Annotated in this window: 9 protein-coding genes; 2 read left to right on the top strand and 7 right to left on the bottom strand. The window is 40.2% G+C overall.

Annotated elements, in window-relative coordinates; all coding sequences use genetic code 11:
* Positions 1-224: 224 nt before the first annotated feature.
* The 7 genes from HY841_05590 to HY841_05560 all read right to left on the bottom strand — a co-directional run bounded on the left by HY841_05590 (position 225) and on the right by HY841_05560 (position 13,654).
* Complete coding sequence (locus HY841_05590; GenBank protein MBI4930214.1) at positions 225-1,334, bottom strand: PorP/SprF family type IX secretion system membrane protein; 1,110 nt, start codon at positions 1,332-1,334, stop codon at positions 225-227.
* 52 nt (positions 1,335-1,386) lie between these two features.
* Complete coding sequence (locus HY841_05585) at positions 1,387-5,076, bottom strand: gliding motility-associated C-terminal domain-containing protein (GenBank protein MBI4930213.1); 3,690 nt, start codon at positions 5,074-5,076, stop codon at positions 1,387-1,389.
* A gap of 8 nt (positions 5,077-5,084) precedes the next feature.
* A complete protein-coding gene (locus HY841_05580; protein ID MBI4930212.1) occupies positions 5,085-7,241 on the bottom strand; it encodes a gliding motility-associated C-terminal domain-containing protein in 2,157 nt (718 codons plus the stop codon).
* A gap of 180 nt (positions 7,242-7,421) precedes the next feature.
* Positions 7,422-8,399, bottom strand: coding sequence for a hypothetical protein (locus HY841_05575; protein MBI4930211.1), 978 nt, complete (start codon positions 8,397-8,399; stop codon positions 7,422-7,424).
* 12 nt (positions 8,400-8,411) lie between these two features.
* Positions 8,412-12,074, bottom strand: a complete 3,663-nt coding sequence (locus tag HY841_05570; protein MBI4930210.1) for a gliding motility-associated C-terminal domain-containing protein — start codon at positions 12,072-12,074, stop codon at positions 8,412-8,414.
* A 1-nt stretch (position 12,075) separates the two neighbouring features.
* Positions 12,076-13,356, bottom strand: a complete 1,281-nt coding sequence (locus HY841_05565) for a T9SS type A sorting domain-containing protein (GenBank protein MBI4930209.1) — start codon at positions 13,354-13,356, stop codon at positions 12,076-12,078.
* Positions 13,357-13,360: 4 nt separating this feature from the next.
* Positions 13,361-13,654, bottom strand: coding sequence for a hypothetical protein (locus HY841_05560; protein ID MBI4930208.1), 294 nt, complete (start codon positions 13,652-13,654; stop codon positions 13,361-13,363).
* A 413-nt stretch (positions 13,655-14,067) separates the two neighbouring features.
* Here HY841_05560 and HY841_05555 point away from each other — a divergent pair, with 413 nt between their 5' ends.
* Both HY841_05555 and HY841_05550 read left to right on the top strand, forming a co-directional pair.
* Complete coding sequence (locus tag HY841_05555) at positions 14,068-15,363, top strand: hypothetical protein (GenBank protein MBI4930207.1); 1,296 nt, start codon at positions 14,068-14,070, stop codon at positions 15,361-15,363.
* A 118-nt stretch (positions 15,364-15,481) separates the two neighbouring features.
* The gene (locus tag HY841_05550) at positions 15,482-17,704 is read left to right on the top strand and encodes a choice-of-anchor J domain-containing protein (GenBank protein MBI4930206.1); all 2,223 of its coding nucleotides are present in this window, start codon (positions 15,482-15,484) and stop codon (positions 17,702-17,704) included.
* The last annotated feature ends 68 nt before the right edge of the window (positions 17,705-17,772 follow it).

Below are 17,772 nucleotides of genomic sequence, written 5' to 3'. Positions count from 1 at the left end.
TTCGTTATCACTTGCTTTTGCCTTCGGCTTCCTCCGCACAATGCCTCGCAACATTGCACTTGCTTTCAGCTAACACTTCGCGTTATCAACGTGTGTTCGGGACTTGCACCCTATAGTAAAAGAACATGGATGGCGCACAACAAAAACGCAGAGAAAATTCTCTGCGTTTTTCTTAAGTCATCATTATGTAAAATTCCGGCAGCTAGTGCAATGACAAGAAACTGCTATTTAAAACTTGCCTGTGAATAAAGGAATGGGCTTGGATTAAGGAAACGCAATGTGATTTCAAAGCCACCTCTTCCGTAACTTACCGTTTTTAGTTTTGAAACATTAAGGTCATAACTAATCCCGATAGAATAACTTGACATTTCATACATGCCGGCAATTACGGCAGCGTCTTTATTGCGGTAATATCCACCTACTGAAATGGCAGCTCCTTTTACATAACCCGTGTAGCGGGAATCCTCTTTAAGCATATATCTTATAAGTGAACCAAATAAAAATTCCTTTGCTGTTCCCTGTCTGGCGTACATAAACGCTGGCGTTAAAGAGTAGTTGGTATTTTTGATGCCGATCAATGCATACCCATGTACAATAAGTTTTCGATATAATTTTTCATCGGTTCCGAAAAAAGAATAAGAGGGCTGTAAAAGATGAGAAAGTGAAGCCCCGATGTAAATATCCTTTTGATCATTTCCTCTCATGTATCGCTCGTTCTTTTTGTAAGTCCACATTACTCCGGAAGCAAAATCCGGATAAACAATATTAGAGTTTGAAAAATCTTCCTGGCTTGATAAATTCTGGTCATAATTGCTTCCGTTCCACTGACTGCCCCACTTCAGCTGGCTATAGTTGATGCTGCGCTGGGTAACACCGCCCTGCATTCCTGCAGCAAACATGGTGTTCTGTCCGGTTTTCAACTGATATGCGAGCGAGAAATTTGCCAGAGTAGTTCCCATATTAGATGTACCTGCCTTGTCGCTGAAAACTAAAACACCCCAGCCTAATCCGGTTTCAGAAACTTTCTGAAAGAACAATGTTTTTCTTTTGCTGAAAACTGTTTCTACCTGCCTCGCCCATCTCTTTTTTAATTTCTGATCAAATGAAAAGGCTATTGTCTTGTAGGGATCTGAAATGCTTTTCCATTGCTGGCGATAATCCGTTGCAGCGCGCATCCATACGGTTGTTCCCGCCTGTGCAGGGTTTATCACCAGAGGCATTAAGGTGAACTGTGAAAAGTGGATGTCCTGAGCAACACCTATTTTGCCGATAATAAAAAAGATTGCACAGATAATAATTGTGTGTGCTCCAAAAAATTGTGAATGTTTTTTCATAGTATATAGTTTTATTTGTTTTTTATTTCTCCCACTTAATAGGGGATTTTTTTTATTGAATTAAACTAATATTGCCTTTTCTGACAGTTTCGTTTCCGTTTATAAATGTTACTTTCATGTAATAGACAAACACAGCAGTGTTCATTATCTTCCCGTTATATGTTCCATCCCACAGCACGCTCATATTGTCTGCTTCAAATACTTTTTCTCCCCATCGGTCATAAATAATGAACATGAATTCTTTTATACAGTTTATGTTCGGATAGTAAACTCCCAGCACATCATTCTTCGTGTCTCCATTGGGTGAAAATGCATCTGGAACGAATAGCTGCTCATCAGCATAGTCACAATCTATCGGTTCTACATACACTGTAACGCAGGTAGTGTCTTTACATCCTCCAGCATTTGTTACTGTTACACAATAGAGAGTTGTAAGAGGAGGTGCAACAATAATAGAAGAATTTGTTGAGCCGTTCGTCCACGAATAAGTTCCTCCGCCAGATGCGGTAAGAGTTGTGGAGGTTCCTGTGGTAATGGTTACATTGGAACTTACACTTGCAGTTGGATTCGGATTCACAACTACAGTGGCACTCGTAGTGTCTGCACAACTTCCGATGGATACTATTACAGTATACGTTGTGTTGGAAGTTGGAGAGGGCGTTATAGAAGATGTGATTGCTCCGGTATTCCAGGAATAAATTGCTCCCCCTGATGCAGTAAGTGTTGCGCTTTGTCCTGTGCAAATGGTTGCATTATTTGACGCAGCAACTGGTGGAGGAGAAACTGTAACAGTGACAGTAGTTGTGGCTGTGCAGTTATTTGCATTCGAAGTAACAACAGTATAAGTAGTAGTTGTACTTGGAGAAACATTTATAACAGCAGTTGTGTCTCCTGTATTCCAGAAATAATTTGTTCCTCCGGATGCTGTAATCGTGGAAATATCTCCTATGCAAAGTACGGTGTTTCCGGAAACAGAAATTATTGGCGATGGATTGACTGTTACTGTTACATATGCAGTATCTACACAACTACCGCTTGAAACAATAACTGAATAAGATGTATTTGTTGTTGGTGTGATAGAAATGGAGGTAGTTGTTTGTCCGTTGCTCCATGAATAATTTGTTCCGCCAGAAGAATTAATAATAACAGTTTGTCCTGTGCATATTGTACTGTTTGGTCCGGCAGTAGCTGCAATACTTCCGGTTGAAGCAACTGTTACCGTATTAACAATTGAACATCCGTTTGCATCCGTGACTGTCACAGAATAATTTCCTGCGGTTAATCCTGTTGCAGTTACTGTGGAAGCACCAATAGGATTCCATAAATAAGTATAAACGCCTGTTCCACCGCTTGCTGTTACTGTTGCGCTTCCGTTGTTGCTTCCGCAACTGGAGGATGATGTTGCACTGGCTGTTGCCGTAAGTGCAGGCGGTTGAGTAATAGTTACCGTTTGTGAACCCGTGCATCCACCGGCATCGGTTACCAGAACTGTATAGGTTCCTGCGCTAAGTCCGGTAACTGTTTGTGTTGTTTGTCCGGATGGATTCCAGTTATATGTATAGGGAGCAGTTCCTCCGGTTGCGGTTGCATTTGCAGAACCATTGTTTCCTCCGAAGCAAGAAACATTTGTCGGAGGCGGCACTGATGTAATTAATAATCCGGCAGGAATAATTGCAACTGCCGTATCAATTTCATTGCAGGTGCCGGCACCTGTTACAATAACAGTATACGTTCCTCCCCCCAGCCCGGTAGCAGTTTGAGTAGTTTGTGCCGGATTGGTACTCCACAAATAGGTATAAGGTGCAGAACAAAATACAGGAGTTGCTGTTGCACTGCCGATGTTCGATGCGCCACAGGAATTTGGTGTGGTAGTAACAGTAATTGGATTGCAAACCGAAGTCATGCTGAACTGAGCGACAAAACCAACATTCGGAGTTGAATTTACTCCCCCAACAGCATAAAACAATCCACCTGTTCCAATAGCAATATCCAATACCGGACTCGGAGTTGCGAAAGATGTCAGCAAACTTAAATTGGAATCATACACATAAACTCCCTGCTGTGATCCTACATAAACATTTCCGCATTTATCTACGGCAGTACCGGAATTGCTAAACTGAACACCACCAGGAATTGCAACGCTTCCAATCAATGCACCCGTATTCAAATCTCTTTTTTCAAGTGTAGCTCCGAGGTTTACATAAAGATAACTGCATCCGGCAGCAATGCCATTAAAACCAAAAGTACCGTAATTGGTATTGAATCCATCTATAAAAGCAGGATTTACCGTATAAATATTATTAAATACTACAGAGAATCCTGTCGCAGGATCAAGGCAGGCAAGATGAGGTCCGTTAGGAGGAGGATTAACAGCGTAATCATCTTTCACAGAGAGCATATACAAATAACCATTCTTACCGTAAGAAGCAGCAACTATATCCCCGGTAGCGGCAGGATTGAACATACCTGTTTCCGCTCCATTGGTTGAATTAATAATCGTTCCCTTTCCCCAATCGCAACATCCGGGTCCGCATCCAAGCTGTATCACTTGTGTGAAATCACAATTGAAAGCATTGCGCCAGTTTTCATACAGGTTCGGACTTTGAATATTCCACATCAGTGTTCCGGAAGGATCTAATTTCGATTGCATGCAATCAGCGATAAAGTATCCTACCATAAAAAATCCGCAGGTTACATACGAATTTCCTGCAGGGTCTACAGCAATATCGCCCGTCTGTTGGTCGTAGCGCATTGCTTGTGTAAAATTGAATGTCCATTGAAGTACACCGGCCGCATTGTATTTCTGCACATATTGTCCAAGAGTGTTTGTATAGGCTTGTACCCCTGTGAATCCGTATATGTAAACATTATTGGCACCATCAACCGCAGTTTCTGCTACAGTTGTTGCCGGCACTAAACTGCTGTTCATCCATGGATCAATAATTACCGTTTTGGATTTATCATAGTTGCCAAGATTAAAAGTAACGATGTTGTTTTCTAAATTGAAGCAAGAAGAAATCTGACCTCTCCCTGATTCGTAAAAAGTTTGAGGTGCATGATCGGTAATACTTCCTGCAGCGGAAGAAAAAAAGATATTTCCAAAATTATCTTTGAAAATTTTTTCGACTCCTGTATATTTCATTTTAATCAGAGAAGCATCTGCCCCCGGATGTAGAATTAACGTGTACTTTATTCCGTCTTGCTTATGAAATACATATTCAGCATCAATGTTGGGGTAAAGATTCCTATAAATTATTTTTTTGTATCCTGAAATGCGATCAATACTTTTCTTGGAGTTATTTGGGTCAAGATAGTTCCAGTATTCATCAACTATATTTTCAGAAACCAGCTCAACATTCGGATTTGCTCCAATCCATTCCATATTCACATCGTACGTGCGTATAATTGTTTTTGGCTTGTCATTTTCTTCTTCTTCACGCCTTTGCTCTGAGGGCGATTCGCCCCCTTTGAAAAACTTTTCTTTTTCTTTTTCAGTAATTGGCTCGGCTTTGGTCATGCGGCAAATGTATCCGCTTTTTGTAAAATAAACCTGCGGTCCGAATTCAGCGCTGTATAGAATTTTTGCAGAAGAATTTTCTCCTTGTCCGACAAATTGTCCTTTGTTTTCGATAAAAACTTTTTGAGAGAATACTGTAGTGCCCATCCACCCTTTGCCAATGGCAGGTTTAAAGAATATTCCTGACAATAAAATAAAGAGTATGATAATTTTTGTTTTCATCATTGCGCTAATTATCGAATCAAACTCACATTACCCTTTCTCACCGTTTCATTTCCATTTGTAAAATTTACTTTCATATAATAGACAAACACAGCAGTGTTCATTATCTTCCCGTTATATGTTCCATCCCACAGCACGCTCATATTGTCTGCTTCAAATACTTTTTCTCCCCATCGGTCATAAATAATGAACATGAATTCTTTTATGCAGCTTATGTTCGGATAGTAAACTCCCAGCACATCATTCTTCGTGTCTCCATTGGGTGAAAATGCATCGGGAATGAAAAGCTGATCATCGGCATAGTTGCAATCGTCAGGCGGTTCAATAAAAACAGTTACGCATGCAGTATCTGTACAAGTTCCGTTACTTGAAGAAACGCAATACATAGTTGTAACGGGTGGCGAAACAATAATAACAGTTGACGTTTGCCCATTGCTCCATGAATAAAAACTGCCTCCGGAAGCAGAAAGTGTTGTGCTGCTTCCCGCTGTGATGGTTGTGTTGCTCCACGCTGAAATATTGGGCGAAGAATTAACAACTACAGTTGCGCTTGCTGTATCGCTGCAAGTTCCGGATGAAACAATAACAGAATACGTGGTTGTTACTGTGGGAGAAACATTTATCAAGGCGGTTGTGTTTCCATTGCTCCATGAATAACTTGTTCCGCCAGATGCAGTAAGTGAGGCGTTTTGTCCTGCGCAGATGGTGCTGTTTGATGCATTGGCAGTTAAACTTCCTGTTGCAGCTACAACGACTGTATTGCTTGTTGTGCATCCATTGGCATCGGTAATAGTTATTGAATAATTTCCCGCAGGAAGATTAGAAGCAGTCTGCGTTATCTGTGAAGTTGGGTTCCAGCTGTAAGTATAACTTCCCGTTCCGCCAGATGCTGTTGCAGTGGCAGTTCCGTTACTGCCTCCACAACTCTCCGCGGTGGAACTAACAATTGCAGAAAGTGCAGTCGGCTGTGAGACTGAAACGGTTTGAGTTCCCGTGCATCCGCCCGCATCGGTTATTGTAACAGTATAATTTCCTGCCGAAAGTCCTGTTGCAGCCGAGCTATTTCCTCCCGAAGGAGACCAAAGATATGTGTAGGGCGAACTTCCTCCGGTTATAGTTACACTCGCGCTTCCATTTGTTCCTCCGAAACATAAGTTAGCAGTTGATGTTGGGGTTACTGTAAACCCGGAAGAAGGTGGAATGGTAATGAATACTGTAGTTGTTTCCGCAGGACAAGAAGCATCAATGATGGTGCATGAATAAGTTCCGGGAGCGAGATTAATGATTGTATCTGTTGTGGCTCCATTGTTCCATGAATATTGATAAGGTCCTGTTCCGTTCATAATTGTATCCACCCAAGCCATTGCGTTATTGCTACTGCATCCGGTTCCGGGCAGTGAATCGGCAGCAGCGCTCATAGGTAAATTCGGAGAAGGATTGCACGTGATGGGTGCGCCTGTTTGAACAACATTTGCAAAAACTCCTACGAAACCAATTCCGCAGGCGGCAATATTATTTCCGGGAGCAAACGCCATATCATAGACCGGTTTGGAAGTTGGAACAGAAGTGATTAAATTAAAATTAGGATCGTAAGCAGAAATTCCGGTTTGAGTTCCTACATAAAAATTATTCATCAGATCGGCAAGTATGCCCGAATTCATCACCAATGTTCCATTCGTAATATTTGTGCTGCCTAAAAAAGTGGGAGCATAAATATCGAATTTCTGAACCTCACTTCCCGTGTAGATATAAATGTAACAGTTGCTGGCTGCTATTCCGTTCCCCATGTAATAACATCCTACATAATAAGTAGGCATGGTAGGCTGATAAGGTATGGTCCAATATTGAGAGGGTGGTACATTGCAGGAACGATATATGCCAACAAAATTTGGGTCAAAACCCGTAATGGTAGAAACATTATTTGAAGTTGAACCATCTCCTACAGCGGTGTACGCATAAAAATTTCCATTCGGAGCGAGAGTGATATGACGGATTTCACCATTCGCATTCGGGCAACCGCTGGGACAGGGTCCCTGAATAATATTGCAGGCGTTCCATCCATTTGGCAGCCACATGGGAAGTCCGGTAGCAGGATCATACCAGGTAGCTTTTGTTTGTGCGTTCGAACCTCCTCCATACAATCTGTTATTGGCAGGGTCAAAAACCATTCTCCAGCCCGTTTCGCAGCAGGCAATGTTGGTGATATCCCTGGTGGGAGCATAGAGCCAGACACTTGTTCCCGCAGGAGATATTTTTCGAATACTTTCTGAACCGCTGCAATAACTGTTACCGGATGGATCTACAGCCAGATCGCCACCTATTAATGTCGCGTTGTATGCATACCCTGGTCATGAAAGAAAAGTCCATGCCTGAGTGCCGGTGCTGTTGTATTTTACAACCTGAGAATTGAAATCACCATAAACAAAAACATTTCCGGCAGGATCAACAGCAATTTCATAAGCCGTGTCAAGTGTGGGCAGCGTACTGCTTACCCATGGATCTATAATAAGCGTTTTAGATTTATCGTATTCATCAATTTGAAAACTCAGTATATTATTCTTTAAAATAAATTTTGATTTTATTTTTTCTCCGTTCTTATCCTGAAAGCTGATGGGTGCGTGATCAATAATATTTCCCAGAGAAGTTTTGATGACGATATTATTTTCATTGTCGAACGAAACACTTTGAGCGCCTGAATATTTCAATTTTATTTTACTGACGTCTGCGCCAGGATGAACGATGATATTGTATTTGATTCCTGTTGTCGGATGGAAAGAATATTCCACATCTATTCCATTGTATAAATTTTTATAAATGATTTTTTTGTAGCCATGAACAAAATTTATATCCTGCCTGATATCTTTATCCATTCCGTAATTGAAATATTCTTTTGCAACATCTTCTGCTATGATTTTGCAGTTTGCATTTGCGTTCAACCATTCCATATCAACCACCGCCATATGTGATTTAAATACTTTGCTTTTTAATTCCTGTTCATATTTCAGTTCTTCTTCATTTTCAAATCCGGAAGAATGTTTCTTGGATTCTTCTTTCCGGAATTCTTTAAATGCTTTTTCATCCCTTTCGTTTTGATGGAGCGTGTAAGCAATTTTATTGCTCGAGAAAAATATTTTTGTGTTGATGTGATTAACTGCAAATAATATTTCAGGAAATTCTTTCAGATAAGGCGCCTTATCAAACTGCCCTCTGTTCTCGATGAATAATTTGGGAGAGAACAACGTGCTGTCTATCCAGCCAGCGGACCATGCCGGGCTTAAAAATATTCCTGAGAATATAAGCAACGGCAAAATGTTTTTTGTTTTCATTAATAATTCAGTTTAACGTATTAAACTTACAGTTCCTTTCCTGACAGTTTCGTTTCCGTTTATAAAATTTACTTTCATGTAATACACAAACACGGCTGTATTCATCAACTTTCCATTGTAGGTTCCATCCCATGTATCTGCTATTTTGTTCGCTTCAAATATTTTTTCTCCCCATCGGTCATAAATGATGAGATTGAATTCTTTTATGCAGCTTATGTTCGGATAATAAATTCCCAGCACATCATTCTTCGTATCGCCATTGGGTGAAAATGCATCAGGTATAAATAACTGGTCATCGGCATAGCCGCAATCTATCGGCTCAACATATACCATTACACAGGCGGTATCATTGCAGTCGCTATTTGAAACTGTTACACAATATAATGTTGTCGTCAAAGGTAAAACAGAAATGTTTGAGCCGGTTGCTCCATTGCTCCATACATATGTTCCTCCTCCGCTTGCAGACAGAGTTGCGCTTTGTCCCTGCGTGATGGTAACATTGCTCCATGCGGTTGCTGTGGGATTGGGATTCACAACAACTGTTGCTGTGGTGGTGTCTGTACAACTTCCTGCGGAAACAATTACTGTATAAGTAGCAGTGGCAGTAGCAGCAGCAGCCGTTATGGATGATGTGGTTGCTCCGGTGCTCCATGAATAATTACTTCCGCCTGTTGCTGTAAGCAAAGCGCTTTGTCCTTCGCAGATGGTTGCGTTATTTGCTGAAGCGATTGGTGGAGGAGAAACGGTAACGATTACAGAAACTGCGCTCGTGCATGTGCTATTCGAAGAAAAAATTGTATACGTTGTAGTTGTGCTTGGAGAAACATTAATTATTGAGGAAGTACTTCCGTTGCTCCAGGAATAATTTGTTCCGCCTGTTGCTGTAAGTGTTGAAATATCTCCAACACAAAGCACTGTATTTCCCGAAACAGAAATTACCGGTGATGAATTTACGGTCACTGTTGCATATGCAGTGTCAGCACACGAACCATTTGAAACAATAACCGCGTAAGTTGTATTTGTTGTAGGTGAAACATTGATAGTTGAATTTGTATTTCCGTTACTCCATGAATAATTTGTTCCGCCTGATGAAGTAAGTGTTGCTGTTTGCCCGGAACAAATTGTGCTATTTGGTCCCGCTGTGGCTGTAATACTTCCGGTAGATGTAACCGAAATAGTATTAATTGTAGTACACCCATTTGCATCAGATACTGTAATCGAATAATTTCCTGCTGATAATCCGGTAGCAGTTGTTGTTGTTTGTCCGGAAGGATTCCAGTTATAACTATATCCGCCTGTGCCGCCCGATGCTGTTACAGTCGCGCTGCCGGTATTGCTTCCGCATGTAGTGGATATGGCAGTAACACTGGAAGTGAGCAGTGTGGGTTGAGTAATGGTTACTGTTAGTTGCTGAACACAACCCGCAGCATCGGTAACGGTTGCAGTATAAGTTCCCTGACTCAAACCCGTTGCAGTTGCATTTGTGCCGCCACTTGGAGACCAACTATAGGTGAAAGGAGATGTGCCTCCGGTAACAGTTGCTGTGCTGCTTCCGTTGCTTCCACCGTTGCAGCTTATATTTGATTGTGTGCTTGCAACTGTAAAACCTCCGATGCTGGAAATAACCACAGTGTCTATTTGTATCTTTGGCTTACAGGAATTATCAAATACAGTTACTGTGTATGTTCCGGGCGGCAGTCCTGTTGCTGTTTGTGTAGTTTGTCCTGTGGGATTCCACAAATAAGTATAAGGTGGATTTCCTCCCGTTGCGGTTACGGTTGCAGAACCTGTCGGAGTGCTGCAGGATGAATTAGTGGAAGCAGTTGTTAAGTTCATCTGATTGCATAGGGTGGAAGTTATCTGAAGTTCGGTAACAAACCCATCTCCACACACATACAATTTATTCATCTGTCCCAAACATACATCATAAACTTCATTTGGAATATTTGATGTTAAGGGAGTTCCGACAGTAAATGTTGTTCCGTTAAAAGAATAAACATGCACTTGATTTGTGCCGCCAACATATACATTATTACATTCATCCACAGCTATTCCTTCGTGAGTTCTGTTTTTTCCGGCAGAATATCCAAAATTAACTGTTACAGAACCCAGCACAACTCCTGTAGTTTTGTTCCATGCAATTAAAGTTTTTCCATCGTAACTATACAGGTAACTTGTGTTTACATCCAACGCATTTGCTCTCACAGTTCCACTGGAACATAAACCTGCAAAACCCGGAATACCAAAATTGCGGCACTCTTCATAATCATAAGATGAAATCACATCAAATGCACAAGGAGGATTATACCCTGAAGAATTCAAACTTTTTTGTATTCTGTCATCCACGCTTACAAGACCAGTATAGGATGTTGTCATAGCAAAAAAATCTCCATTATTATCCATTACAACTGAAGCAATATCATTACAACAATCAGTGGGTGTTCCGTAACCATTGAAATTTTGAGCGGTACTGCTTGTTAAATTCGTATCGGCAATCAGCTGTATATTCTTAGGTCCAAATATTCCGCCACCAAATCCGATTAACTGCTTAGTGCAGCCGTTATAAACCATTTTCCAGATTTCGTTTGTGCCTGAAAAAGATGCTGAAGTAAGTTGAAGGGTTCCACCCGAACTTATTTTCATTACTCTCGTACCGGGATTAGTAGAAGCTTCGCCAATAAAAGAAGTTCCGCTCTGACGCAAAAGGCAAAACCGAGTGTACATTGGTCCCCACCCTGCAGGAACGGTAAAAGTCCAAAGCAAACTTCCGCCCGAAGAATATTTAGCAAGTTTATACGGGTAATTTCCACCTGAAACATATACATTTCCATAATAATCATAATCTATATCAAAGGCGGCATTGTTTGTGGTCAAACTTGTAGGGGTGGTTGTCCAGGGGTCTATGACAGTAGATTTGAGATTTGCGATTTGCGATTTGCGATTTAAAGCAAAAGAAACGGTGTTTCCTTTTAATTCAAAAGCTGAATTTATTTTTTCAGAAGTTTCTTTGTAAAAACTCAGAGGGGCGTGGTCTGTTATTTCACCCACATGAGTTTTTATCAGGATGTTTCCATCTTTGGAGATTTCCATTTTTTCAACATCTCCGGTGTATTTCATTTTTATTTTGCTGACATCTGCTCTAGGATGAATGATTAATGAATATTTTATTCCACCTTTTTCAGATACAATATATTCCGCATCTATTCCGTTATAAAGTTCTTTGTATACTAATTTTCTATATCCTTTTGCTTTTATGTTTTCAAATCCTTTTTCTCCAAATGTGTAATATCCTTCTGTTTCTTCACTTACTTCTAAAACAGGATTTTCATTGCATCCTTCCCATTGCATATTTACATAATAAGCATCAGCTGCTTCCTTATCTTTTTTCCTTTCCATTTCTTCAAGTTCTTGTTCTTCTCCGCTGATTATTTCTGTCTTTACTAATTTAAAAGTCAATCCTTGCTGTGTAAAGAAAATCTTATCGCTATTATTTACAGCATACTTTACAGGAGCAGGTGTTTTAACCCAGCTATCAAACTGTCCCTTATTTTCGACAAATACCTTTTGCTCAAAAGGATTTTGCTGCCATTTGATTTGCGAAAAAGAAATGTTCGGGAAAAAGCAATCAGCAATAACAAAAAGAATTACTGAAAGGAGAATTATTTTTGTTTTCATTTTATTTTTGAATAATTAGTTTTCGAGTGATGGGCATGTCGCCAGCTTTTATATTCAGAAAATAAATTTCGCTATTCGCTCCGCTCATATTAATTGTTAATCGTTCATTATTCATCGCTGAGGAATGTATTTTCTCTCCAAAAACATTATAGATTTCTATTTTGTATTCATTGCTGCTGCCTCCTGCCACTTGTATTTGAAATGTTCCGTTGGAAGGATTTGGGTAAATGTTCACCGAATGAGCATTTTCATTTTCTAGTTGGTTTACTCCTGTTACTGCCTGATAAGCAACCAGACTTATTCCTTTCACTCCAACAGTAGAGATATTCATTCCCGGAAGTTCCCAACCCATATTCATTCCGCCTATTTTGTAATCTGCAAGATCGGTGGACTCGTTTAAAAACCCATTTGCCCAAGCGGTATCAAGAGCGGCAATCACGTAAGGAATTAAATTGACTTGAGCATGCACCCAAGTTCCGTTGTGAGTGGTTTCACTTGAATAATCATAATAGGGTATTTGGTTTATTAAAGTAGCGGTGGCGGTATCATAAGAAACACCAGCGTAGGGAATTGCAAATCTATCGTCATACAATTGCATTCCTAACCATACATACTTACCGTAACCAGACGAAGACACGTTTAAGTTTTGCACAGTAAAATACACCAAAAATTCTGCTGCATGCAAACTAGGATCGTATCCGGTAGTCATGATGGTCTGGTTGTATAAAAGTTTCGAGTCAATCTGAAAGATTAAAGAATCAAGAGTTGAAATAGACGGGCAGCCCGGACCCTGACCCGGAAAATCATAGGGAGGGCTGAATCGCTGCTCAATCAAAAGATGTGGCCATGGCTCTCCGTTTGCGCGGTAAATGTTGTTGAATTCACTTTGAGAGTTTACGCCAAAGTACAACTCATATTCTTCTGCGCCCAATGTACCGAAACGAAAATCTTTGTTGTTATCTGCCCACTGGCACATGCTATCAGGCAAAGTGGAAGGTGTCATAGCAAGAAAAGTGGTTTGGCTTCCCCATTCAGCAGTATTCCACACAGGAGAGGCAAGTGTGCTGTCGCAAGTTATTGGTCCTGCAAATAATCCGGAGAACCTGTCTCTCACATAAAATCCCTGCTGAAAATCCCGGTCCTGAACAAGTTCCTGGGCAAAACAATTTACAGTCTCTAGTTTACAGTTTACAGTTAATACAAATAACAACACAACAAGTTTATAGTTTAAAAAACCGTAAACAGTAGACAGTAAACCGTAAGCTTCTTTTTTGGATTTCATCTGCTTACTTCTTTGCTTCTTCTTTTGATGTTTGAATTAGTGTCTGGACATCCGTTTCCAACTTCGAAATTCTTGCCACTGAGGATGCTTTATCCAGTTTTAAACTTTCAATCATTGCTTGCTGCTCTTTGATTGCGTTAATCAGCAGAGGAGTTAGCTTTGAATAATCAACCGAAATAAATCCATCTGAATCAGTAGAAGTAATTTCAGGAAGAACATCTTGAACTTCATGAGATACAACTCCAAACTGTTTGCGTTCGTCAGGATAAGTGCCGTGGAGAAAGAGAAAAAAAATCATTTGAAAGATAGTTGTATGATTAATAAACTTCACTGGTTTTTTCTCATTTGATTTATGAAGTAAATTTAACTCTTCAATCTGTATTTTTCAAATACTATTCGTAGTGTTTTTATTATGTCTGAAATATAAATTTCATTATATCTATATATCTATATTTATATACTTTTGCTTAGTATTTTATTAGGTCTAAAATAATGCTTTCAGATATCTATCATCTTGTTCACTCTCTGACAAAGGCTGAAAAACGTTATTTCCGCGGCTTTGCATCTTTACATACGATAGGTGAAAAAAATTCTTACTTGAAACTTTTTGAAACCCTCAATCGTCAAAAAAAATTTAATGAACCTGCTATCCGAAATTTGTTTCGGACTCAGCACCTGTTTCTGCTTAAACGACATCTGCAGAAGTCTGTCATGAAATCGCTGCGGACATTTCATACGGCTTCATCGGTTACCATTCAATTGCATACCCTCATTACAGAAGTGGAAGTTCTTTACAAAAAAGGGTTGCTTAAAGCAGCGCTGAAACTATTGCATCATGCAAAAAAACTTGCCCTGCATCACGAACAACATCTTGCAACGATGCAACTGCTGGAATGGGAGGTCAAGCTTTTATCCGCTTCTCATCAATTGGTGCGCGGGCAAAAAAAAATAACAAACGCTTTTGAAGAATCTGCTCAGCAACGGGAACTTTACAGGAATTTTCAGGATTGTTTACGATTCCGTCTGGATGTGAGCGCTTTGCACAACAAGGAAATCATCATTCGCAAATCAAAAGAGGCTGAAGAACAAAAAAGATTTCCGGAAGAAATAAAAAAACTATCTAAAAAAAATCTTTCCGGCAAGGCGCAATGGGAATTATATAATGGAGCCGGAACCTATTTCTCCACTATCGGAAATAATATTCAAAGCAATGTTTATCACAAAAAAGCTGCGCTTATTTCTAAGAAAAAAAATTTCCTGCTCAGCGATGAATTGCGCCAGTACCTGCTCTCACTTTACACGCAAGGAATCAGTTATTATTACCTGAAAAAGTATCATGAAGCGCTTGGCAACCTGAAAATTATCCGCGATGTTTTTGCATCGCTTTCCGATACTAAAAACAAAAAAAATATTCAGGAACTTTATTTTAACGTTTTGCTGCTGGAAGGATTTATTTTAATGGACACAGGCAAATCCAACAATGCCCTGCCCCTCATCAACGAATTAAAAAAACAAGTGGAGTTACATGTTTCTTCTATAAACACTTCTCTGAGAACGGATATTTATTATCAACAAACTGTATTTTGGTTTTGGCGTGGAGATTTTAAACAAGCTCTTTTATGGCTGAACAAACTTTTGCAGGACGAAGACGCCCCCAAAGAAAACCCTGCCCGCTTCCGTTTTGCACGACTCATGCAGTTGCTTGTTCTTCTGGAGCTAAAGGAATTTGAGCAGATAGAAAATTTAATTCCTGCCACAAGAAAATTTTTGAGAAAGAAAAACCAGAAATACAAAATTGAAGAAGCTATTCTTAGTTTCATTTCAGCGTATATCCGTAAGGAGGAATTCCACAGCGATAAGTACGGAAAAGAAAAATTTTCTGAGTTGAAAAAGAAAATGCTTCGGCTTGTGAAAGATAAAAACGAAGCAACTGCTATCCGCATTTTTGATTATGTGCGATGGTGCAACGCAAAAATTGAAAACAAGACAATGGCTGAAATGAACTGAAAATTAAAGAAGGACTGTGCGGCAAGATTCAAACATGAAGTATTTTCAGGATTATATTAGAAAAAAGTATCTTTGTCATCTTTTTCAGTATTCATCAATTAATTTAATTAAAAAAATTATGAGAAAATTTTTACTCCCATTTACACTGATTGTCTTTTTTACTGCAACAATTTTTACTGTTTCAGCGCAATCCAGAAAACGCAATGCAACTAGTTTTCCGTCAACATCTGCTATAATAAATGCCGGGCAAGCAACTAATCAAAACGCGAAGCGTGCCGGCAACCCAAACACAAATGTTCTTTCAGGCATCCTCAAAGAAGGATTTGAAAATATAACTTTCCCTCCTGTAGGATGGCAAAGCATGAGTGTGCAGGGTCCTTTGGTATGGGCACGATCTACTGTTCAGAAAAAAAGCGGAGTTGCCAGCGCGTATATGCAATGGGAAGGTTTGACAGGCGAAGACTGGCTTATCATGCCAAAATTTTCAGTGGTGGCAACTGACTCTCTAATTTTCTGGCTGGCTGTTGAATACGTAAACTTTCCTCCTGATTCATTATTAATCCGGATTTCTACAACTGATTCCGCTCTTACAAGTTTCAATAACAACATTCTTAAATTGTATGAAGGTGTCGGGGGCGGTTATCCAACTACCACAAATACTTTTGAGCGCCATGCAGTGTCTTTATCTGCTTTTGCAGGACAACAAGTTTATGTTTCCTTTTACAACATTAACACAAACGGTGACGGAATTTATATTGATGGCATTGCACTTGGAACTCCTTTTACAAACGATGTTTCCTCTCAGTCTATTGATATGGCATTAAATATTGGTCAGTCGCTTCAAAATCCAAAAGCAACTGTAACTAATACCGGGTTGAATACACAAACATTTAATGTAACCATGGATATCAACGGAGGATATTCGTCTACCATGCCTGTTACTGCACTTGCACAAAATGCTGTTCAGCAAATTACTTTTGCGAACTGGACTCCTCCAACTACCGGCACTTTTACGGTCACAGTTTATACGCAGCTTGCCGGAGATGCATTTACAGCGAATGATACTATCATGACAACCGTTAATGTTTTTCCTGAGTTCACCAATTACGGATGGAGCAGCAAACCCCCGATGCCCGCTCCTGCTTTTGGAATGGCAAGCGCTTTTTCTCATGAAGGATTATATCCTGCCGATACAAGCTTCGTTTATGAGATTGGAGGTTTTGATGCATCATTTGCGATGAGTACGGCACACAATGAATATTCTACCGGCAGTAATTCATGGGGACCTCTTTCTTCCCTTCCCGTAGCACGATCACAGTTTTCTGCTCAGTCAGTCAATGGAAAAATATATGTGATGGGCGGTTATTTAACGGGTTTTACTCCAACCAATGATAATGATATTTATACGATAGCTACCGACACATGGACCAACGGTGCTAATATGCAACCGCCCGTTGGCGATTATGCCTGCGGAGTTTATAAAGATTCTCTTATCTATTACATTGGCGGATACGATGGCGCTGCAGATGTGAACACGGTAAAAATTTATAATACCTACACGAACTTATGGAGCCTGGGCACACCCATCATAGGCACTGCTACATCAGGTTTGCGGGGTGGTATTTCAGGAAACAAAATTGTGGTGGTAGGCGGTTACAGCCAAACTTTAGGAACTCAGCAAAACCAGGCAGCATTAGGAATAATAAATCCTGCCAACCCCACAACTATTACATGGACTGCTCTCCCGGATTATCCCGGAGGAACGGTTGGGCGTCTTGCAGGTGGATCGGTTTATAAAGATGCTCAATCACTTATTATTTTTACAGGAGGAGATCCAACAGGTGCCGGAACTTCGGTATTGAACGAAACATGGGGCTATGATGTAACTGCAGGAACCTGGAAAATTGGTCCTCAAAAAATTACAGGCGTCAGCAACCTATGCAATCTCTTGGGAGGTGTGGCTAACGACAGCATATATATGATGTCGGTTGGAGGATACAACGGCACGGTAGTATCTGACCAGCACGAATGGCTGAACCTGGGTCCTGCTCCAAACGAAACCGGCATCAATCAGGTGAATGGTCTTTCCTATAATGTGAATGTTTTCCCTAATCCTTTTTCAGATAAAACATCTATCGGTCTGAACCTTGTACAAGGTTCACAGGTGCTTATCACTATCATGGATGTGCAGGGAAAAATCATAACTGAACTCAGCAATAAAAAATTAAGCGCTGGCGACCATCGTTTCACCTGGAATGCAGAAAATGCTCCAAAGGGAATTTACATTGCCCGCATACTGATTGATGCTACTGTGATAAACAAAAAATTAGTGAAAAATTAATTTGCTTCTTTTTCTGTAAAAAGAAAAGTCCTTCGGCAAATCGGAGGACTTTTTTTTTCACTTCTTTG

The organism is Bacteroidota bacterium, assembly GCA_016213405.1.
In the GTDB taxonomy this organism is placed as follows: domain Bacteria; phylum Bacteroidota; class Bacteroidia; order Palsa-948; family Palsa-948; genus Palsa-948.
This window is presented reverse-complemented; position numbering and strand designations above follow the sequence as displayed.